Annotated in this window: 23 protein-coding genes and 1 tRNA gene; 17 read left to right on the plus strand and 7 right to left on the minus strand. The window is 61.3% G+C overall.

Annotated elements, in window-relative coordinates:
* The first annotated feature begins 35 nt into the window (after positions 1-35).
* The 9 genes from GO014_RS09595 (at position 36) to GO014_RS09635 (ending at position 3,365) form a co-directional block, all read left to right on the plus strand.
* Positions 36-368, plus strand: coding sequence for a hypothetical protein (locus tag GO014_RS09595; RefSeq protein ID WP_157290141.1), 333 nt, complete (start codon positions 36-38; stop codon positions 366-368).
* Positions 369-381: 13 nt separating this feature from the next.
* The gene (locus tag GO014_RS09600) at positions 382-714 is read left to right on the plus strand and encodes a hypothetical protein (protein WP_157290142.1); all 333 of its coding nucleotides are present in this window, start codon (positions 382-384) and stop codon (positions 712-714) included.
* A gap of 59 nt (positions 715-773) precedes the next feature.
* Complete coding sequence (locus GO014_RS09605; protein ID WP_157290143.1) at positions 774-1,445, plus strand: hypothetical protein; 672 nt, start codon at positions 774-776, stop codon at positions 1,443-1,445.
* Complete coding sequence (locus tag GO014_RS09610; RefSeq protein ID WP_157290144.1) at positions 1,442-1,822, plus strand: hypothetical protein; 381 nt, start codon at positions 1,442-1,444, stop codon at positions 1,820-1,822. Before GO014_RS09605 ends, GO014_RS09610 begins: the two co-directional genes overlap by 4 nt.
* Positions 1,819-2,028 carry a GcrA family cell cycle regulator gene (locus GO014_RS19645; RefSeq protein WP_157290145.1) on the plus strand — a complete coding sequence of 70 codons (210 nt, stop codon included), beginning with the start codon at positions 1,819-1,821 and terminating at the stop codon, positions 2,026-2,028. The genes GO014_RS09610 and GO014_RS19645 overlap by 4 nt, the downstream gene beginning before the upstream one ends.
* Positions 2,025-2,333, plus strand: a complete 309-nt coding sequence (locus GO014_RS09620; RefSeq protein WP_157290146.1) for a hypothetical protein — start codon at positions 2,025-2,027, stop codon at positions 2,331-2,333. The genes GO014_RS19645 and GO014_RS09620 overlap by 4 nt, the downstream gene beginning before the upstream one ends.
* Entirely contained in the window at positions 2,326-2,637 is a 312-nt protein-coding gene (locus tag GO014_RS09625; protein ID WP_157290147.1) for a hypothetical protein, read from the plus strand. The genes GO014_RS09620 and GO014_RS09625 overlap by 8 nt, the downstream gene beginning before the upstream one ends.
* 132 nt (positions 2,638-2,769) lie before the next feature.
* Positions 2,770-2,964 carry a helix-turn-helix transcriptional regulator gene (locus GO014_RS09630; protein WP_157290148.1) on the plus strand — a complete coding sequence of 65 codons (195 nt, stop codon included), beginning with the start codon at positions 2,770-2,772 and terminating at the stop codon, positions 2,962-2,964.
* Positions 2,961-3,365 carry a hypothetical protein gene (locus GO014_RS09635; RefSeq protein WP_157290149.1) on the plus strand — a complete coding sequence of 135 codons (405 nt, stop codon included), beginning with the start codon at positions 2,961-2,963 and terminating at the stop codon, positions 3,363-3,365. Before GO014_RS09630 ends, GO014_RS09635 begins: the two co-directional genes overlap by 4 nt.
* Before the next feature lie 41 nt (positions 3,366-3,406).
* Here GO014_RS09635 and GO014_RS09640 read toward each other — a convergent pair whose 3' ends face one another.
* The 3 genes from GO014_RS09640 to GO014_RS09650 all read right to left on the minus strand — a co-directional run bounded on the left by GO014_RS09640 (position 3,407) and on the right by GO014_RS09650 (position 5,900).
* The gene (locus tag GO014_RS09640; RefSeq protein ID WP_157290150.1) at positions 3,407-4,567 is read right to left on the minus strand and encodes a COG3904 family protein; all 1,161 of its coding nucleotides are present in this window, start codon (positions 4,565-4,567) and stop codon (positions 3,407-3,409) included.
* Positions 4,568-4,739: 172 nt separating this feature from the next.
* A tRNA-Ala gene (locus GO014_RS09645) sits at positions 4,740-4,815 on the minus strand.
* A 50-nt stretch (positions 4,816-4,865) separates the two neighbouring features.
* Entirely contained in the window at positions 4,866-5,900 is a 1,035-nt protein-coding gene (locus GO014_RS09650; protein WP_157290151.1) for an SDR family oxidoreductase, read from the minus strand.
* Between the two features lie 80 nt (positions 5,901-5,980).
* On the opposite strand from GO014_RS09650, the gene GO014_RS09655 reads away from it, so the two are divergent.
* Positions 5,981-6,535 carry a TetR/AcrR family transcriptional regulator gene (locus GO014_RS09655; RefSeq protein ID WP_157290152.1) on the plus strand — a complete coding sequence of 185 codons (555 nt, stop codon included), beginning with the start codon at positions 5,981-5,983 and terminating at the stop codon, positions 6,533-6,535.
* Here the strand turns inward: GO014_RS09655 and GO014_RS09660 are convergent.
* On the minus strand, positions 6,532-7,542 hold the full coding sequence (locus GO014_RS09660; RefSeq protein ID WP_157290153.1) for a Gfo/Idh/MocA family protein: 1,011 nt from the start codon (positions 7,540-7,542) through the stop codon (positions 6,532-6,534). The genes GO014_RS09655 and GO014_RS09660 overlap by 4 nt on opposite strands.
* Before the next feature lie 184 nt (positions 7,543-7,726).
* On the opposite strand from GO014_RS09660, the gene GO014_RS09665 reads away from it, so the two are divergent.
* From GO014_RS09665 to GO014_RS09675, 3 genes are all read left to right on the plus strand, one after another.
* Positions 7,727-9,076, plus strand: a complete 1,350-nt coding sequence (locus tag GO014_RS09665; protein WP_116587458.1) for a hypothetical protein — start codon at positions 7,727-7,729, stop codon at positions 9,074-9,076.
* Positions 9,073-9,891, plus strand: a complete 819-nt coding sequence (locus GO014_RS09670) for a COG3904 family protein (RefSeq protein WP_246204534.1) — start codon at positions 9,073-9,075, stop codon at positions 9,889-9,891. Before GO014_RS09665 ends, GO014_RS09670 begins: the two co-directional genes overlap by 4 nt.
* Positions 9,892-9,969: 78 nt before the next feature.
* Positions 9,970-10,248: a hypothetical protein gene (locus tag GO014_RS09675; protein WP_104892740.1), complete on the plus strand. Its 279-nt coding sequence runs from the start codon at positions 9,970-9,972 to the stop codon at positions 10,246-10,248.
* On the opposite strand, the gene GO014_RS09680 is transcribed toward GO014_RS09675, so the two are convergent.
* Positions 10,238-11,452 carry a GGDEF domain-containing protein gene (locus GO014_RS09680; RefSeq protein WP_157290154.1) on the minus strand — a complete coding sequence of 405 codons (1,215 nt, stop codon included), beginning with the start codon at positions 11,450-11,452 and terminating at the stop codon, positions 10,238-10,240. The two genes, GO014_RS09675 and GO014_RS09680, sit on opposite strands and share 11 nt — an antisense overlap.
* 57 nt (positions 11,453-11,509) lie before the next feature.
* A complete protein-coding gene (locus GO014_RS09685) occupies positions 11,510-12,541 on the minus strand; it encodes an LLM class flavin-dependent oxidoreductase (protein ID WP_157290155.1) in 1,032 nt (343 codons plus the stop codon).
* Between the two features lie 202 nt (positions 12,542-12,743).
* Between GO014_RS09685 and GO014_RS09690 the strand changes: the two genes are divergently transcribed.
* Both GO014_RS09690 and GO014_RS09695 read left to right on the plus strand, forming a co-directional pair.
* Positions 12,744-13,298 (plus strand): acyloxyacyl hydrolase, encoded by a 555-nt coding sequence (locus GO014_RS09690; protein WP_157290156.1) that lies wholly within the window; start codon positions 12,744-12,746, stop codon positions 13,296-13,298.
* Positions 13,299-13,387: 89 nt separating this feature from the next.
* Entirely contained in the window at positions 13,388-13,975 is a 588-nt protein-coding gene (locus GO014_RS09695; protein ID WP_157290157.1) for an acyloxyacyl hydrolase, read from the plus strand.
* Positions 13,976-13,982: 7 nt separating this feature from the next.
* On the opposite strand, the gene GO014_RS09700 is transcribed toward GO014_RS09695, so the two are convergent.
* Positions 13,983-15,173, minus strand: a complete 1,191-nt coding sequence (locus GO014_RS09700; protein WP_157290158.1) for a BaiN/RdsA family NAD(P)/FAD-dependent oxidoreductase — start codon at positions 15,171-15,173, stop codon at positions 13,983-13,985.
* A gap of 416 nt (positions 15,174-15,589) precedes the next feature.
* Here GO014_RS09700 and GO014_RS09705 point away from each other — a divergent pair, with 416 nt between their 5' ends.
* Both GO014_RS09705 and GO014_RS09710 read left to right on the plus strand, forming a co-directional pair.
* The gene (locus GO014_RS09705; RefSeq protein WP_116587452.1) at positions 15,590-16,633 is read left to right on the plus strand and encodes an aspartate-semialdehyde dehydrogenase; all 1,044 of its coding nucleotides are present in this window, start codon (positions 15,590-15,592) and stop codon (positions 16,631-16,633) included.
* A 169-nt stretch (positions 16,634-16,802) separates the two neighbouring features.
* Positions 16,803-17,684 (plus strand): EamA family transporter, encoded by an 882-nt coding sequence (locus GO014_RS09710; RefSeq protein ID WP_157290159.1) that lies wholly within the window; start codon positions 16,803-16,805, stop codon positions 17,682-17,684.
* Positions 17,685-17,719: the final 35 nt, after the last annotated feature.

Raw genomic sequence — 17,719 nt, forward strand, 5'->3', positions numbered from 1 at the left:
CAAAAGCATCATAGAAGATGCCAAGAGGATCGCATATGGCCATTCAGTTCAACCGTTCTGACATCTTGAAGCAGGCTTGGACCGATTACCGCCGTGCTGAATTTAAAGGCTATTGCGGCCCGCGCCGTGGTGAAGGCTTCAACCGCAAGCACTTCGCTTACTGCCTTCGCATGGTCTGGGCCGTGGCCAAGGAACGCGCCGCCCGCGCCGCTGCTGAACCGGCCCCGGCTCCTGTTGCCAAGCCGTGCACCAATCCAATCCGCGCCGCCGAAATCCGTGCCGAACTCCACGACATGGAAATGGGCAATTTCATCAACTGGACCCGTCACGCCAGCCTTGGCGCTGAACTGGCCCGCCTGCACGCCTAAGGGGAGAAGCGCCATGAAACCAAAAGAAACCATTTATTACCGGATTGCAGCCCATGCGGTTGCCTATGCCCGGCTTGAGGCTGCTTGCGACCCAGCCGACGAGATGTCCGCTAAAGAGCGCGGCCAGAAGGTCACGCCAGAGGCCCTTGCCGAACGGGACGCCGCCGACAGCGGGGAGATTGCAGCATTCGAGGAATTCTTGGCCTACGTGCCAGCCTCCCGGCTCTGCCTCATTCGCAAGGTGGAGTACCTGCAATATGCCCTGCGGGGCCGCGATACTTTGGATCGCGACGAATTGGGCACCTTCCTGCATTCCCTGCGCCAGTTCCGCCCCCACGAGGACTGACTGATAGCGGCTCGGGAAAGCGTTGCAACCGCCTCCCGAGCCTCCCCACGAAATCACTTTTGGAGGTCATTTCCATGGATAGTCTGAACGTACTTTCCCGCCGCTCACTGCTCAAGGCGTCATCTTTCCTTGCCGCCTTCGCTGTGGCTTCGCCCGTCGCCGCTTTGGTTGCGCCCACCGTCCCCGAAGTGCTGACCCTGCTACTCAGGGAATACGCCGAAGCCGCCGACAATGCCCGAGTATCGCAGGACAGGTTCAATGCGGCGCGCCGCGAAAAAGAGGCCGCATTGCACAACGCCAACATGTTCCTGAAAATGCCTCATGGCCAGTGGGAGCGCATCGGCGGGGATAAAGGCTATCACCCAGAAAACATGCTCCGTATTCTGAACGAAGGCGAGGCCCTGGATTTCGCCGCACTCGGCAGCAAAGCGGGAGCGCGCGCAAAAATGCGTCGGGCCTATGCTCGGTGCAGGCAGGACATTGCCGCGCTCACCCTCGAATACGAGGCCATTGAAAACGCGACTGACTGGCCCCACGCGGTGGAATTCGACATGGCCGCAGACCGTAGGTTTCGGAGCGCGAAACAGGCTCTCGTGAGCTATCGCCCGGAAACTATGCCCGAAGTGGCAGCGCTGTTGCGCGGTGTTAGCGAGGTCGGGCCATATGTCGGCTTTTGCAACGGCCTCACTGTCCGCGACCTTGCCGACATGCTGGATGGGGTGTCGCAATGAACGCCCTTGCCATTCCGTTTCCGCTTGTTTCGCCGCAAGAGCTTGCCGCCGTCATTGCCGACCGCATTGAGGCCCACGCCCGCGCAATGGACGCCCTTATCGTCCTGCTCGATGCACTGGACGGCGACCCCGACCTAGAGCCGTCCCTTGGGGCGCCAGAGGCCAAGGTGGATTTGCCATGGGGCACCGTGTTTATGGTCCGCACCCAAGACGGCGACCAGTCCATGTGGGCAGACGGAGTTAATGACGCGCCAACCGACGACGCGGAAGCCGTCAATGAAGATGGGGACGAACTGGCCTCGGGCGAGTTGTCCTGCCCTATCCCCGGTGGCTCTGACCTCACAATGGATTCGCTCCATTCGGAGGGCGGGAAATGACCGTGTCCCTCATCCATCTGAAGCGCCCTTTGGGAGCGAGTACCCCCATCACCATCGAGGAGCTTAAAGCGGAAAGCTGTCGCTGGCCCCTGTCAGACGATCCACCTTGGCACTTTTGCGGACTGCCCAAGGCGAAGGGTGCCTATTGCGCCGTCCATGCCTCGGTTGCCTACCGCGGACCCGGCGATAAGGAGAAACCAGAATGATGACACCAGCCGAAGCCCTTGCGGCTATCACCAATGCCGCGTTTCAAGAAGGGAAGCAGAGTGCCGAGGTCATCTGGCGCTACGTTCCCGCCCCATTGGATCCAGTGTGGGTCGAGCAGGTTCAGGACAATGTGGTGGAAGGCGTTGTGGCGCCGTTCGCGGCAAACCCGCACTTTGCCCAAACGCCCGACTTTCTCAATGCCATCAGGATTTCCGCCTGGGATGGATTCGAGCGGCGATGGCGTGAGCTTTTGAAGGACGGCCCAAGGCCACTGGATACCAAGCCCGGTGCGCACAATGGCTGATGCCATGGCCACGCTGGGCCTAGAATTGGAGCGGGCGGTAGCGGCTTACACTGTCGCTGCTGCTGCCCATCGGGCCAATCCCGGCGATGACGATTGCCAGAGCGCCATAGCCATTGCCGCCCTCGATGCCTTTGAGGCTGCTTCCCGCATCGCCGCGATGCCAGCGGCCACGATTCCAGACCTTCGGATCAAAGCCCAAGCGCTGGCGCAATTGTTCGATGCCGTGCCGGGTAGCCGTCCATCTGGTGCCGAACAAAGGCTGCTATGCCAGCAGATCATTGAAGGCCTCTTGGCCTTGGGCTGACGACCGCCCTGAAAAAACGACATCGGGTCGAAAGAAAACTCGGGATACTTTCCAAGCTATGTGAATGATAGGGTGTGCGCTCGAAGAACACGGGCGCGCGCACCGGCCGTTCAGCCGGCGGAGCTTGGCCCCATGAAGCCGGTGGCATACTCTGTTTCTCAAGTGCTGGCATTGGTTGGCATCAGTCGGACGACCTTTTACGCCTTGGTCAAAGCGGGCAAAATTCCTGTCCGCAAAGTAGGCACCCGCAGCTTTGTGCTCGCCAAAGACTTGGAAAGCTGGCTGGAGAGCCTGCCTGTCCTCCACGACTTCGGGGGCGCGGAATGACCGGCTACCAGCCATCGCCCCGCGTTGTGCGCAAGCGGAAGGACGCTGATCGACAGCAGGTGCGCCGCAACAAATTGAAGGTTGCAGGCAAGCCCACCACGCACGTCCTAAACCGCGCGTTGGTCGAAGGGTTGATGTACCAGATTGACCTTCAGCGTGCGCGGGGAGTCGAGGTCAAGAATATGCAGATTCCGGCCCAGCGGATTGTCGCATACGCAACCTCAATTTTGACTGCGCAAACCAACGGCGGTGATCGTTATGAGGTGCCATTTGTCGTTGACGCGATCAGGGATCGTATTGGCCAACCCAACGCCAACAAGTTTCACCTCACAACAATCCGGAAAGAACAGCGCCGCGAAAGAGAGTTGATGGCCCTAGTATATGCCGACGAGATCGACTGAAAGCTGGCCGAAGAGGGATTCGACGACAAGCGTGCACCGACCTATTCGGCCCACGATTCAAGGACTTCCCGGAACTTAATCCGGGCTTCGTCGTCCTTCTGGAGTGTAAGAAGAGCATTTCGGCCATTCTTGAGCACGAGCGCCAGGTCGATATTCTGATGGTCGTTCAACATGTAGGCATTCGTGTATCCGGCTCCATCGTCCGCCGATAGGGCGAAGACGAATGAACGCTCACCGGTCTTAGCAGATGCGCCAAATAGTGGGGTGCCAGTGGCGGCCATATCATCCTTCACCAAAACACCCGCGATCTGCTCCACTTCAACGACTGAGTAATTCGAGAATTGCACTGTCATCACGGACATTGCGGGCACGGCGGCATCGGTGTTTTTCCGCCAGATGATCTTTGCATCCAATGCCATCTTTGGAATCGCAGCTTCAGCGACCATAGCGGTATTCCCACCTTCCAGAGTGGTCGACCACCATACCTCGCCAGCGTACTGGTCTACTTCCGTCCAAAGCTGAGCCCGAGCAGGTTGGGGTAAACTTGGGTGGATATAGCTTATTCCGTCTTCATCGGTCGCATTGACGTTAATCCCTGGCTGGAAGCCAAGAGATAGGGCTCCAGTATCAGGGGGGGCATCTGCCACGGCTTCCGTCAATCGATTTAGACCGAGTTCAGTTGCCGCCGCTGCGTCGTAAACCGTCATTTCCTGGGGCGGCGTGCGCAGCATGTCGGATATGACCCGGTCCGGGACATCGAATTCACCAAGGGTATCCAAGAGATCCGAAATAGCCACCTGAACCGAGTAGATGTCGCCGTCGTCATTGGCCATTTGATGAACGCCCAGTGCGCCTTCAACCAGTCGGTCTTTGCCCGCGAGAAAAACATATGAGCAGGCCGAGTAGCAGAAGCTGTCTGGGGCAATGAACGTGCTAATGCCGCGCTCATGTACCTCTTGGGCAAGTAGGAGGCCAGCGGTCACATCCCCACCGACGCTATGGAGTGCGACGGTCGCAATATCTGGGTAGGCCCGAATCATTCGACGGAAGTCGAGCGGCGCATTGTGCTCTATCGGCCCTGCGAGCACCGCGAACTCTGGGTGCTGAGGGTCAACAATGAACCGCCCAAAATACTCGTCATCGGCCTGGGCGATCGACGTCGCGACGATTCCGAGAATTGCAACGGCGATTGCCCTGAGCATTGGTTTTCTCTCCCCCTAAGGAAAACTATCCCCGGCAGAAGCTGGTGCCAATACCTGGAAGTTCTCGGGGGTGCACCCAGCCTAAGCACGGCTCATAAGTGGGGAGTGAAGTGGGGATGGCCGAGTGACCTTGAATTTAATCAAGGTAAGTCAAGGCCATAGAGGGGTTATTTGGTGGAGCTGAGCGGGATCGAACCGCTGACCTCGTCATTGCGAACGACGCGCTCTCCCAACTGAGCTACAGCCCCTCACCACTTGCGTATATGGACAAAGTCTGGCGTCAGGGCAAGAGGTCCGGTCATACGATCCTGTGCTCGATCAGGGCATGCGTGGTGGCGGTGATGGCCTGATCGGCGGGGATGAGTGGGCGACCCAGCAAGGCAATTGCGCCACTTGAGTCGAGGTGTTTCAGCACGCCCAGTTCATTGACTATCCCGCGCACATCGCGGTCGAACAGGGCGTAGATACGGACTGCCCAGTCCGGCATGGTGAGGCGCGGTACCTTGCGGTCGGGTACCGCCTTGCGGACGATATCGGCCACTTCACCCATCAGAATGGGGCGTTCGCCCATGGGGAAACGACGCCCACGGGCGCTATCCGCTGTCATGGCAGCGACATGGGCATTGGCAATGTCGCGCACGTCGACGATGACAAAGGGCAGCCGTGGCAAGGCAGGGACCGAGCCATCGAGCAGGCGTTTGACGATCAGGGCAGAGGTGCCCGGGTCCTGGTCAAGCAGGGGGCCCAGAATCGCGCTGGGATTGATGGTGGTCAGGTCGGCGGCGCGACCGGCGGTGCGCATGATGTCCCAGGCACGCTGTTCGGCCAGTGTCTTGGATTCGATATAGGCATTGACTTCACGACCGTCGAGATTGGTCCAGTCCTTATCGGTGAAAGGTTTTGTGTGCGCTTTTGCATGGCCATAGGCGATGGCGGCCATGGATGAGGTTAGAACGATCCGCTCCACGTTTGTCCGCAGCGCCGCGTTCAAGGCCCGTTCTGTCCCCTCGACGGCGGGGCGGATGAGGTCCATCTTGTCTTCAGGCAGGTCGATGACAAAGGGTGATGCGGTATGCTGGAGATAGCGCACGCCCTCCATCGCCTCGTCCCAACCCTTGTCCGAGAGCAGATCCAGGGCAACGAATTCGAGCCTTGAAACATTGGCCCCGGCGCGCTCAAGCGTGGCGCGAACCGACTCGGCCTTGCCGAGGTTGCGCACGCTGCCGCGCACGATATAACCGGCGTTGAGCAAAGCGAGGGCGACGTGACCGCCCAGAAAGCCGGAAACACCGGTGAGCAGGACGCGATCGTTTTGTAGCGTGGGGGCAGTCATGGGCTGGTCTCCTCAAGATTTGAACGATATATACGTAAGTCGTTCAATTCGTTCAATGGCGACGGATACACATATCTGCGATGAGCAACGAAAGACAATCCGAAAAGCGGATGCGCATCCTGGCGGCGGCACGCGAGATGTTCCTGCGGCAGGGTCTGCGGGCGACCACCATGGAGGCGATCGCCAAGAGTGCCGGCATGGCCAAGCCAACGCTTTACGCCGAATATTCCGACAAGGACGCTGTATTCCTCGCCGTGCTTGAGCAATTGGTGGCCGACAAGCTCACCAGATTCGAAACCGAGCTTGATCGGCCCGGTCCCTTGCTGGAACGAATTGGTGATGCTTTGGCGGCCGAGTTCGAGGTCATTGCTTCAGCGCTGGCCGGCTCACCCCATGTCGACGAGCTGTTCTCTGCGCACCGACAGGGCGCCTCGCTGTTTGCCGATTCGGAGCGTATCGTGCGGGATCGCCTGAGCAATGAATTGGCCAAGGCCGGCGCCGCTGATGCCGAGCGGCTGGCGCGGCTGGTGCTTGATGCCAGTTTTGGGGTGGCGCAGAAATCCATTGCCGCCGAGACGCTGGCAGCGGACCTCAAACTGGTCGTGGCGCGATTGCTAGGGCCCGATCTGGGCTAGCGCTTCACGCTGGCCCAGCCACCCGACTTTTCGCTCTCAAAGATCGCGTCGATCACGCGCATGGATTTTATCGCATCCTCGACACCGTAGGGCAGTGGCGTTCCGCCCAGGACAGCCTGGGCAAAGGCTTCCGCCTGTTCAGTATATTGATCGCAGGCGGGCAGGATTTCGCGCCGAGCGAGCGAACCGTCGAATGGAGCGCCGATATCGATGGTAATGGCGCTGCGCTCGTCTGGCGGGGCGTTGAAAGGTATGACGAGCTCGGCCTTGGCCTTGGCGCCGAAAATCTGCACCCGCTGATGTGGCGTGACCTGTGTAGAGCAGGTGAATGACAATTGGCGCCCGCCGCCGAAATCGGCCAGCACGGATGCCAGCCGGTCGGTGCCGAAATCGGGATCGCGTTCGACCAACGAAACCACGCGTTCAGGTTCGCCTTCGAAGAAGTAGCGCGCCGCGGTGATCGGGTAGCAGCCGATATCCATGATGCCGCCACCGCCGATATCGGCCTGGTTGCGCACATTGACGGGGTCGACATTGTGATAGGTGAAGACCGCGTTGATGGAGCGGATTTCACCCAATTCGCCCGAGCGGATGATCTCGCGCATGCGGTGCCATTGCGGATGGAAGCGCACCATGAAGGCTTCCATGAAGACGATATTGTCCGGAATGTCCCGGAGCTGTTCGGCCTCGCGGGACGATAGCGCAATGGGTTTTTCGCACAGCACATGCTTGCCGGCACGGGCTGCGGCCAGGGTCATGGGCACGTGCAGGTGATTGGGCAAGGGATTGTAGATGGCGTCGATATCGGGATCGGCGAGAAGCTCCTCATAGGATCCATAGGCTTTCGCGATCTTCAAAATGTCCGCGGCCGCGCGAGCCTTGGCGGCATCGCGCGAGGCGATCGCGACAACCTCGGAGCTTGGCGAAGCCATGATGGCCGGGGTCACTTTCTGCATGCCGATATTGGCGGTGGACAGGATGCCCCAACGGATTTTCTGCGCTGCCATGATTTGATCCCCCAATGTCGAGACGGGGGTAACTGGCCCGGACCCGTGAGGCAAGGGTGAGATCACCGAGATGTCATCATGGTCCGATTAACCCTCACGTATGCTGCCTCGGTTTAGCCGACAAGATTGTGTTAACCTGAGGTTAAAGGCCCGAATGGGGCCGAAATTGATGTTGGGGCCGTCCATGCAGCTCAAGCCAAATGCCTTCCGTCTGCACGAAACCGCGCGCGGCGTTGAAACCATGAGCCGGTTTGCCCTGGCCGTGCTCGCTCTGGCCTCGGGAGTCTATACTTATCTCGGGGTCAGGGGGCTGCTCGATGGCTCGGCTAGCTTCGTGTTCTTTGCCGCCATCATCTATTCGGCCGCGGTGTCGGTCGCGATCTACGCTTTCTGGACCTATATGATGCGCTTTATTCCGCTGGTGGTCAGCGGGGTGCAGCGGATCAGCCTGTTTCTCACCATGCTGGTGGGGTCGGTGATGATCATTGCCATGAGTTCATGGCTCAATGCTGCGGCGCTGGCGGGATCCGCCGCGCTGGAACAGCATATGGCGGTTACGCTGCAGGGCTATGCCGAGGACCTCGATCAGGCCCATGCCAATGCACTGGCCAGCCAGAGCCTGTTGCCCGATGTTGAGCGCGCTTCGGCCCGCTTCTCTGCCTTGGCACAGGATGAGCGCGAGAGCGGGGCCCTTACCGGAACGCAAGGGTCGGGCAGCGTGGTGCAATTGCTCACCCAGATGAGCCAGCAGATGACCCAGCTTTCCGGCACGATTTCCGGCTCGCGTGAAGAGGTGTCAGGCCTGTTCGCCCAAGGGTCAGATCGGCTGGCGACGATGCGCGAACTGGTGTCTACACCGGGGCAGATCGAGCCGCGCTCGGATGCCTTCCAGGCCGAAGCGGTGCAGCTTTCCGCGGTGATTGCGGCGTTGCAGCAAACGAACGTCGCGGCCTCTGTAAAGCGCGCGGCAACCGACCTTTCAGCGGGCTTCATCGCGCCGGTTGCCGATGGCCGTGTGGGCGATCTGGCGGTGCGGCAGAACCAGGTGATGGCCACAGTGCAAAGCTCGGTCGATGCCCAGGCGGCGGCGCTGGTGGCGGCGGCCGACGAAATCCTGGCCACGGCCCCGGTCGAGCAGCGGCGATTCGTGCCGCTCTCTTCGGCGGAAGCGGTGATCCGCTATTGGAGTGACTTTGTGCCTTCATGGGCCGGGGCGATTTCCATAGATTTGCTGCCGGTTGTGCTGGTGCTGGTGCTGATGATCGTCAATGACGCGATGCGGCGCGAGGCCGAGTCACTCAAGGAAGCTGAGACGATTACGGCGGCGGAGATGCTGCGGGCCATGGCGCTTTACAAGCGCATGGAGGCCGAGGGTGCCGCCGCGGCAGCAGAGGCGCTGGGGGTGCAAGATGAACAAGATGACGCGCCCCCGAACGAAGGTGTCCCGGACGCAGCTGTCAAGGCGGAGGAGGGAACAGTGACCCCAATCGAGGCGGCACAGCGCAAGCGTGGCGACGGACCGCGCCAGGCATGAAGTCCGAGGCCAATGCCCGCGCCGCCAGTGATGCGAGCCCATTTTATCGGTATGTGATCACGCGGCTCGCGCGTATCCAAGACGGGGCGATCCTGCGCTTTGCATTCTTTGCCATGCTGGCGGGCACAATAGGCGTGCTTTTTGTCGATTACCGGGAGCTGAGCGCCAACGCGCCTGAGGCACTGACCTATAAACCGCAACCCATTCTGCCCCCGGCATCGACCGAGGATGGGGGCGGGCGGCCGCGTCCTGCGCTTAATACGTCGCCGGAGCTGCTCGACGATCCCCTGCGGATCGAATTGACCACAGGCGGGGTGCTGCGCCTGACCGGCACCATCGATCCGGGCGCAGCGACAAGATTTGCGCAGGAGATCGCGCAAAGAGGCGAGTATGTGTCAACCGTGCTGCTGGATTCGCCGGGCGGCTCGGTCGACGATGCCCTCCAAATGGGGCGCCAGATCTTGGAACACGGTCTTAACACGCAGGTACCGGATGGCGCGCTTTGCGCGTCCTCGTGCCCGATCGTTTTTGCCTCGGGCGAAGAGCGGACGGCGGGACGTGAAGCGGCCATCGGCGTGCACCAGATTTACGCGGCAGCGTTGAGTGCGACCCCCCTCGATGCGCTCAGCGTAGCCGGGGTGGCTATGGCGGATGCACAGTCTGCAACGGCCGAGATCACCCGGCACCTGGGCGAGACCGGGGTGGATCCGGCGCTGTGGCTGCATGCGCTGGAGACGCCGCCAGACCGGCTCTACTACTTTTCTCCTGAAGAGATGGAACGTTATGTTCTTGTCACCGAGTGGATGGAGAATTGAACGGGCGAGGGGGAACCGGTGGAGGACCGGCCCGTTTCGCGCGCAAGACTGAGACTATGGCAGGTGAGGAGGCCAGAGATGAAGCAGACCCATATGCTGACACGGCATCGGGATATCCAAAACTGGGTCACCGACCGGAGCGGCCGGCCAGCGATTGCCCGGGTGCGCGACCGGTTTGGTGAGGAACGGGCCCAGCTCAAATTGCGGTTCGCGCAGCAAAGCGAAGGCCGGGTCGATGCGGGCATGAGCCCATGTTCGTGGACCGCCTGGCTGGCGGAACTGGATCGCCAGAACCTGGCGCTGCGGGTCGATCCAACCGGCGATTGCGAGCTGGTTTCGCGGCAGGCTATGAACTGAATCGCCCACTGCGATCCGCCATATTTAAACTCTCCGGCTTGCGCGCGGGCGTTGGCATGGCCATGCGGACGCAATCGCGGCCTTCGTTCTTGGCCTCGTAAAGCGCGGCATCAGCGCGGCGTAGCAGATCGGCGAGATGGTCGTAGGGCATGAGCTGGGCCACACCGAACGAGGCGGAGGCCGGGTTCCGCAGCCCGGTTTCATCCGAAGGCAGGCTGCGGAAGGCGTGGCGGACGGTCTCGGCATAGAGCTTGCCGGTGTTCAGATTGGCACCGGGCAGGAAGGCGCTGAACTCTTCTCCTCCCAGGCGACCTATTATGGCAGGGGGAGCCGCGCATTCTTCCAGTATCGCCGCGAAGGCGGCAATGACCCTGTCGCCGGTAGCATGGCCGTAGGTGTCGTTGATCTGCTTAAAGTGATCGAGATCGGCCACGATCATCACGGCGGGCACGCCTGATCGCGCTGCCAGGGTCAGGGCGCTCTCGCCCCGGTCTTCAAAGCCGCGGCGGTTGAGCAGGCCAGACAGCGTGTCGGTTTCCGAGCGTGCGGTCATGTCAGCCATGACGTCGCGCACGATGATGAGCAGCATCATCAAACCACTGGCAATCAACAGCACGGCGCCAAGGGTCTGGGAAACAGCGGCATAGGTCGAGCTGATATAGGCCTGCGGCGCCGCGCCCGAGCCGATAGCCATAGCCAGCACCGGCTTGGCCAGAAAATGCAGGGCCGAGACGAAAAAGATTACCAACAGGGCGAGATCGAGCGCGCCCTTGCGCTTGTTGGCCAGAATCACGCCGACGCCGATCGCCTGCACCAGTGCATATGGGGCCTGGTAGAGCAGATTGCGGACAAAGCTGGCGCGCGGCATCTCAAGAAGGGCGAGGTTGACCAGAAGCGAAGCGATGACGGCAATGGCCAGCAGCAACCAGGGCGGGCGGATGCGGTAGTGATGGGCCAAGCCAATGACACAGCCGGCCAATGCGAGCAGAAACACGGCAAAAATGCCAAAGCTGACGAGGCGGTGGTCGTTCTGAAAGGGCAGGACGAACTCGAGCACGACATTGAGCACGCCCAGCCCATAGGCAAAGGCCAGCCAGCGCGCACCCAGCGCCGAACGCTGATAGGCAGCGACGACGCCGAAGGCGGTGGCAAATATCCCTGCGATAAACAGGTTTATGGCCAGCACGAAGGCTGCTGCGCTCATTGGGACTGTACCAGGTTCGAACTCGCCCAATCGTAGTGGCAGGGGCAGAACGAGACGTTAATGAAATGCCAATTCGTCGCCAGCGCGCGGGGCAATGCCCAGTGCCTCTGCCAGAAGGGCGAAAGACCGGTGGCGCAAGGTGTAGTCATAGATTGTGGTGGTGATCATCACCTCGTCGGCCCCGGCGGCATGGGCCTTTTCGGTGATGGTGGCGGCCAATTGTTCGGGATCGCCAACCAGCCAGAGCGAGGACTGGTGCTCGATGACCTGTTGCTGCTGCGGCGAAAGCGCGCGGGCAGCGGCCTCTTCGGGCGGCATCAGATCGCGTTGTTCGCCGGTGACAAACAGGGCCCAGCTCACCGACTGCGAGGCGGCGAGGAATTTTGCCTCTTCCTGGGTGGGAGCGCAAATGGCCGAGAGGCACAGAATGGTCCGGGGCTCCGGAAACGCCGTCGACGGCTGGAAGGCGTCGCGATAGGCGGCAAAGGCCGGCGCGGCCGGGGTATGGCTGAAATGGGCGGCGAAGGCATAGCCGAAACCGATCTGGCCGGCGGCCTGGGCGCTGGCGCCTGAAGAGCCCAGCAGCCATTTGGGCGGCAGGGTGATGCCGCCGGGGGACACCGGCACGCGCGAGAAGGGGTGGTCGGGTGGAAAGCTGTCCTCGTCAAATGCCATCAGCTCGGCCAGATAGCTGGAGAACTCTTCTCCGCCGCCGCTTTTGAGGGCTCGCATGGCATAACCATCGCCCCCCGGCGCGCGTCCGAGCCCCAAATCGATCCGGCCGGGGTGGAGCGCTTCGAGGGTGCGATAAGCCTCGGCAATGCGCAAAGGCGCGTGATTGAGGAGCATGACGCCGCCTGAGCCGACGCGAATGCCAGTTGTGGCGGCCGCTGCACTGCCAATGAGGATCTCGGGTACCGAGGAGGCGATGGAAGGCATGCCGTGATGTTCTGCATACCAAAGCCTAGTGTAGCCCAGCCGATCTGCGTCGCGCGCCAAGAGGATCGTTTCGGCCATGGCCTGTTGGGTTGAGGTGCCCTGGGCAATGGGCGCAAGATCCTGCAAGGAGAGCGTAAACGGGGCGGGCATAGCATAGCTTTCGAGAACTTGAGTACCATCGGTAGATCACGATGAAAGCGGCAAAGGTCAAGGCCGGGACGGGAATTTGTCCTGCGGGTTCTGTGGCGATCCGCGCAATTTTAACGATAGATTAAAGACGCTGTTAGGCAGAACTTGCACCGGAAGCCTGTGACCGGCCCAATGGCTTTTCCAAAGGCTCCTGAGTAGTTCCGTGTCGCATCGCCCGTTGATCCACATGCTTGTTGCCGCTCTGGCGTTTGGGGGGCTGACCATTCCCGGACTGGGCCAGACCTTGCTGCTGGAAGCGCGTGGCGGGCTGGGCATGCGCGATTTCGTACAGCCGGACACCAATTTGCTCGATCCAACGCGTCTGCGCGATATCAATGCCGAATTGCTTGTGTCGATCCCCAATCCTGCGACGCTGCTGCTGCCAGGCGAGTTCCGACCGCATCTGGGGGCGAGCTTCGACCCGGGCGCAGGAGATGGCTTTGCCTATGCGGGATTGAGCTGGACGGTCAGGGCGCCCGTGGTTCCGGTATTTGTCGAGGCCGGCCTTGGGGCGGCAGTCCAAAGTGATGTCATCAACCAAGGGGCCTCGCGCTTCGGTTGTGCGGTGCAGGCCCAGGCCCAGGCCAGTGTTGGGCTCGATGTCCTGCCCAATGTGGCGGTGATGGTCAGTGTACAGCATATCAGGGATTTCGGGCTGTGCGGTCAGGCCGATAATCCAATGAGCAACGCTGGCCTGCGCCTGGGCGTTCGGTTCTAGACGCTTTGGCCGCAGGCTGTGGTGATAGGACAATTGACTTTCGCTAGTTTGCCGTGGCCCATATGGGTTCCCAAGGGGATAGAGGTGCAATGCGGAATGTATTAGTAGCCATTGCGGTGTTTGCCGGCATAGCAACGGCTCCGGCTCAGGCAAACGACCTGCTCAGTCCACACCCGCTGGCGGGCGTGGTGGATGAGTTTCGCATTGGGCTGCACGCCCATCGCGTGCACCACGCCGCGCTGCCGTTTCTCGTGCATGAATGGAATTTGGGCGATGTCGAAGATGTCAGCTTCGATGTCCTGTTCACCTCCCCCGATATCGATGCCTTCCGCTGGATTGGCGCGCCGCGCCCCGAGATCGGCACCACCATCAGTTTTGCCGGACGCGACAGCCTGGTGCATGCCAATCTGACCTGGCAGTTGCCGATTTTTGATACGCCCATCTATCTCGAAGCAGGGCTGGGGGCCGCCATTCACGATGGTGCGCTGACCGGGGCGGCGCCGGGCCGGCAGAATTTCGGTTGCCGGGTCAATTTCTACGAACGCTGGGGGGTAGGTGTGAATATGAGCGAGAACGCCACAGCCACGCTGACCTACGAACACACCTCCAATAATGGCTGGTGCGCAGCCAATGACGGGCTGTCCAATTTCGGCCTGCGGCTCGGCTGGAAGTTCTAGCCAGGCTTCAGGCGGCTTGTCCGGCAGCCCAGCCCGAGGCCCAGGCCCACTGGAAATTATAACCGCCCAGCCAGCCGGTGACGTCTACCGCCTCGCCAACAAAGAACAGGCCCGGCACCTCGCGCGCGACCATGGTCTTAGCGTCGAGCCCGGTGGTGTCGATGCCGCCCAACGTCACTTCGGCGGTGCGGTAGCCTTCCGAGCCGACGGGTTTGAGGCGCCAGTTTGAAACCTGCTCGGCGGCGGCCATCAGCTTCTTGTCGGACAGATCGCCAATCATGCCGGGCTGGTCGATCAGTTCGCCCACAAGCTGGGCGAGACGCCGGGGCAGCCTGTCACTCAGCACGGTTTGGAGATGCAGTTTTGGCGTGGTCTTGCGCGCGGCCCGGAACAGCTCGAGTGCATCTTCGCCGGGCAGCAGATCGACCGAAATGGCGTCGCCATCGCGCCAATAGGACGAGATCTGCAAAATTGCGGGGCCGGAAAGGCCGCGATGGGTGAAGAGCAGGGCTTCTTCAAACCGCGTCTTGCCATGGCCGACCACCGCATTTGTCGAGACCCCGGCCAGGGGCTTGAGTTGCTCCAGCGCGCCCGGCTCGAAGGTCAGGGGCACCAGGGCTGGCCTTGTGTCGGTGACGGCAAGGCCGAACTGGCGGGCAATCTGATAGGCCAGGCCCGTCGCGCCCATCTTGGGAATGGATTTGCCACCCGTGGCCACGACCAAGCTTGAAGCGGTCACCCGCCCATCCCCGATCATCACATCAAAGCCATCGGTGGTCTTTTCGATGCTGCCCACCGCGCGTCCGGTCCAGATGGAGGCACCCGCGGCGCGCAGATCATTGATCAGCATCGAAACGATCTGGGTGGCGGGACCGTCGCAGAAGAGCTGGCCAAGGGTTTTTTCGTGATAGGCAATGCCCTGCTTCTTGACCCGGGCAATGAACATTTCGGGGGTGTAGCGGGAGAGCGCGGAGAGCGCGAAGCGCGGGTTCTGGCCGAGGAACCGCTCGCGGCCAAAGGTGTGAGTGGCGTTCACATTGGTGAAATTGCAGCGTCCGCCGCCTGAAATGCGGATCTTTTCACCCGGATCGCGGGCATGGTCGACAACCAGCACCTTGCGGCCCCGTTTGCCGGCCTCAATGCCCGCCATCATGCCGGCGGCGCCTGCTCCCAGAACGATGACGTCGAAATCGGGCATGTTTCAGTTTCCTTTGCGCCGGCAGAGATGGCTGGCCTGCTGCACCCGGACCGGTTTGGTGGCGCATTCTGGAGGCGGTATGCGCTGCAAATGGGGCCCGGATCAAGCCCGGGCATGGAACGGGCGGGCCGGCGACCGGTTGGCAAGAACATTGACTCTTTCCTATTTCGGAGTATGAGAAGTCCTGCTTTTCTAGAGGAAGCCTAGTTCGTCATGCGCAGCCGCAGCAGCATCAAAGCAGCTCTTGCCACCACCCGGTTCACCACCGGGGGCATGCCGGCCATGACCAAAACCACCAAAACCGCCTGACGCTTTTCCCCGGGTCGCACTCCCGACGGGGAGAGGCGCAAAAGCATTGACCGCGATGGCTCGCCATCGTGCGGGGGGCGAAAATGGTAAGGAACCGGAGTTCCATTATGGGTTATCGCGTCGCTGTCGTCGGGGCCACAGGCAATGTGGGCCGCGAAGTTCTCAATATTCTGGCCGAGCGCAAGTTCCCGGCCGACGAGGTTTTTGCACTGGCCTCGTCACGTTCGATCGGCAAGGAATTGTCCTATGGCGACAAGGTGCTCAAGGCCAAGGACCTGCAGCATTTCGACTTTTCGACCGTCGATTTCGCCATCATGTCGGCGGGTGGCTCGATCTCCAAGGAGTGGGGCCCCAAGATTGCCGCCGCCGGGGCCATCGTGATCGATAATTCGAGCTATTGGCGCTATCATTCGGACGTGCCGCTGGTGGTGCCGGAAGTGAACGGGGATATCCTGGATCGCTGGCTGGCCGACCCCAAGCGCACCAATATCATTGCCAATCCCAATTGCTCGACCGCCCAGCTCGTGGTGGCGCTCAAACCCCTGCATGACGCGGCCAAGATCACCCGCGTGGTGGTGTCGACCTATCAGTCGGTCTCTGGCGCCGGCAAGGAAGGCGTGGACGAGCTGTGGAACCAGACCAAGGGCATTTTCGTCAATGACAGCCCGACCCCGGGCAAGTTCCCCAAGCAGATTGCCTTCAATGTCATCCCGCATATCGATGTGTTCATGGAAGACGGCTACACCAAGGAAGAGTGGAAGGTGCTGGCCGAAACCAAGAAGATGCTCGACCCCAAGATCAAGGTGACCTGCACCGCCGTGCGCGTGCCGGTATTTGTCGGACATTCCGAAGCAGTCAATCTCGAATTTGCCAATCCGATCAGTGCCGATGAGGCCCGCGATATCCTGCGTGAAGCCCCGGGCGTCTCGGTGATCGACAAGCGCGAAGCCGGTGGTTATGCGACCCCGGTGGAAAGCGTGGGTGAATATGACACCTTTGTCAGCCGCATCCGTGAGGACACTACGGTGGAAAATGGCCTGGTGCTCTGGGTGGTCAGCGACAATCTGCGCAAGGGCGCGGCGCTGAATACAGTGCAGATCGCCGAGACGCTGATCGAAAAGGGCTACAAGGCCCGCGCCCTGGCGGCTTGAAATTGACCATTCCTCTCCCTCTTGGGGAAAGGAACAAGAAATTGGCCCATGTGACCGGCCTCCCCTTGGGGAGGCCGGTTGCGTTGATGCATGGACGGATTGCGGATTTGCGCCCTTGAGGGGGAAAGGGGCCGGGCGTACAAGCGAAGTCTTACCGGACCTAAGTTTTATGCCAATCCGCCATATTCTTCTTGCCCTTATGGTCGTCGCCATCTGGGGCTTCAATTTCGTTGTCATCAAGCTGAGCGTGGAAGCGCTGCCGCCGATCCTGGCGGCGGCGTTGCGCTTTGCGGCGGCGGCTTTTCCGGCGGTGCTCATTGTCAGGCCGCCTAGGGCGCCGGCCTGGATCGTCATTTCTTTCGGGCTGGCCTTTGGCGTGGCGCTCTACGGTTTTCTTAACCTGGCGCTGGCCTGGGGGATGCCGGCGGGGCTAAGCTCGCTGGTGCTGCAGACCCAGGCTTTTTTCACCATGGTGATCGCCTTTGTGCTCCTGGGGGAGCGGCCGAGCCGGTTCCAGGTGATCGGGGCGGGGATTGCCTTTGCCGGGATCGCGGTGATCGCTTCGGAGCGCTTGGAGGCAACCAATCTCCTGCCCCTGGGCATGGTGTTGCTGGCCGCACTGAGTTGGGGCGTGGCCAATGTGCTGACCAAGAAGGCGGGCAAGGTCAATGCCGTGTCGTTCACCGTCTGGGGGGTGCTGGCGGCGCCGGTGCCGCTCTTGCTGTTGTCGCTGACAACCGAGGGCTGGCCAGCGGTCACGGGCGCGCTGGCAGGCTTTTCCTGGAGCGATGCGGGCTTGATCGCGTTCCTGGCCTATCCGGCCACGCTGCTCGGCGGGGGTATCTGGAGCTGGCTGTTGGGGCGGCATCCGGCCTCGGTGGTGGCGCCGTTCACCTTGCTGGTACCGATTACCGGGCTGGCCTCGGGCTATCTGGTGCTGGGCGAGACGATCACGCGGATCGAGGTGCTGGGGGCCCTGCTGGTGATCTGCGGGCTGATCGTGACCCTGCGCAAGGCGAAAAAGAGCGAACCGCCGATCCGGCTCGATTGAGGGAAGGCCGCTCGTGGCGGCCCTCCCTGAGTCGG

Source organism: Devosia marina (genome assembly GCF_009758415.1).
In the GTDB taxonomy this organism is placed as follows: Bacteria; Pseudomonadota; Alphaproteobacteria; order Rhizobiales; family Devosiaceae; genus Devosia; species Devosia marina.

What these genes read in the sequence shown, in the direction of transcription:
- GO014_RS09595 (WP_157290141.1), top strand. Translation starts at nt 36, where the DNA reads ATGGCCATTCAGTTCAACCGTTCTGACATCTTGAAGCAGGCTTGGACC.
- GO014_RS09600 (WP_157290142.1), top strand. Translation starts at nt 382, where the DNA reads ATGAAACCAAAAGAAACCATTTATTACCGGATTGCAGCCCATGCGGTT.
- GO014_RS09610 (WP_157290144.1), top strand. Translation starts at nt 1,442, where the DNA reads ATGAACGCCCTTGCCATTCCGTTTCCGCTTGTTTCGCCGCAAGAGCTT.
- GO014_RS19645 (WP_157290145.1), top strand. Translation starts at nt 1,819, where the DNA reads ATGACCGTGTCCCTCATCCATCTGAAGCGCCCTTTGGGAGCGAGTACC.
- GO014_RS09620 (WP_157290146.1), top strand. Translation starts at nt 2,025, where the DNA reads ATGATGACACCAGCCGAAGCCCTTGCGGCTATCACCAATGCCGCGTTT.
- GO014_RS09625 (WP_157290147.1), top strand. Translation starts at nt 2,326, where the DNA reads ATGGCTGATGCCATGGCCACGCTGGGCCTAGAATTGGAGCGGGCGGTA.
- GO014_RS09630 (WP_157290148.1), top strand. Translation starts at nt 2,770, where the DNA reads ATGAAGCCGGTGGCATACTCTGTTTCTCAAGTGCTGGCATTGGTTGGC.
- GO014_RS09635 (WP_157290149.1), top strand. Translation starts at nt 2,961, where the DNA reads ATGACCGGCTACCAGCCATCGCCCCGCGTTGTGCGCAAGCGGAAGGAC.
- GO014_RS09640 (WP_157290150.1), bottom strand. Translation starts at nt 4,567, where the DNA reads ATGCTCAGGGCAATCGCCGTTGCAATTCTCGGAATCGTCGCGACGTCG.
- GO014_RS09650 (WP_157290151.1), bottom strand. Translation starts at nt 5,900, where the DNA reads ATGACTGCCCCCACGCTACAAAACGATCGCGTCCTGCTCACCGGTGTT.
- GO014_RS09655 (WP_157290152.1), top strand. Translation starts at nt 5,981, where the DNA reads ATGAGCAACGAAAGACAATCCGAAAAGCGGATGCGCATCCTGGCGGCG.
- GO014_RS09660 (WP_157290153.1), bottom strand. Translation starts at nt 7,542, where the DNA reads ATGGCAGCGCAGAAAATCCGTTGGGGCATCCTGTCCACCGCCAATATC.
- GO014_RS09665 (WP_116587458.1), top strand. Translation starts at nt 7,727, where the DNA reads ATGCAGCTCAAGCCAAATGCCTTCCGTCTGCACGAAACCGCGCGCGGC.
- GO014_RS09670 (WP_246204534.1), top strand. Translation starts at nt 9,073, where the DNA reads ATGAAGTCCGAGGCCAATGCCCGCGCCGCCAGTGATGCGAGCCCATTT.
- GO014_RS09675 (WP_104892740.1), top strand. Translation starts at nt 9,970, where the DNA reads ATGAAGCAGACCCATATGCTGACACGGCATCGGGATATCCAAAACTGG.
- GO014_RS09680 (WP_157290154.1), bottom strand. Translation starts at nt 11,452, where the DNA reads ATGAGCGCAGCAGCCTTCGTGCTGGCCATAAACCTGTTTATCGCAGGG.
- GO014_RS09685 (WP_157290155.1), bottom strand. Translation starts at nt 12,541, where the DNA reads ATGCCCGCCCCGTTTACGCTCTCCTTGCAGGATCTTGCGCCCATTGCC.
- GO014_RS09695 (WP_157290157.1), top strand. Translation starts at nt 13,388, where the DNA reads ATGCGGAATGTATTAGTAGCCATTGCGGTGTTTGCCGGCATAGCAACG.
- GO014_RS09700 (WP_157290158.1), bottom strand. Translation starts at nt 15,173, where the DNA reads ATGCCCGATTTCGACGTCATCGTTCTGGGAGCAGGCGCCGCCGGCATG.
- GO014_RS09705 (WP_116587452.1), top strand. Translation starts at nt 15,590, where the DNA reads ATGGGTTATCGCGTCGCTGTCGTCGGGGCCACAGGCAATGTGGGCCGC.
- GO014_RS09710 (WP_157290159.1), top strand. Translation starts at nt 16,803, where the DNA reads ATGCCAATCCGCCATATTCTTCTTGCCCTTATGGTCGTCGCCATCTGG.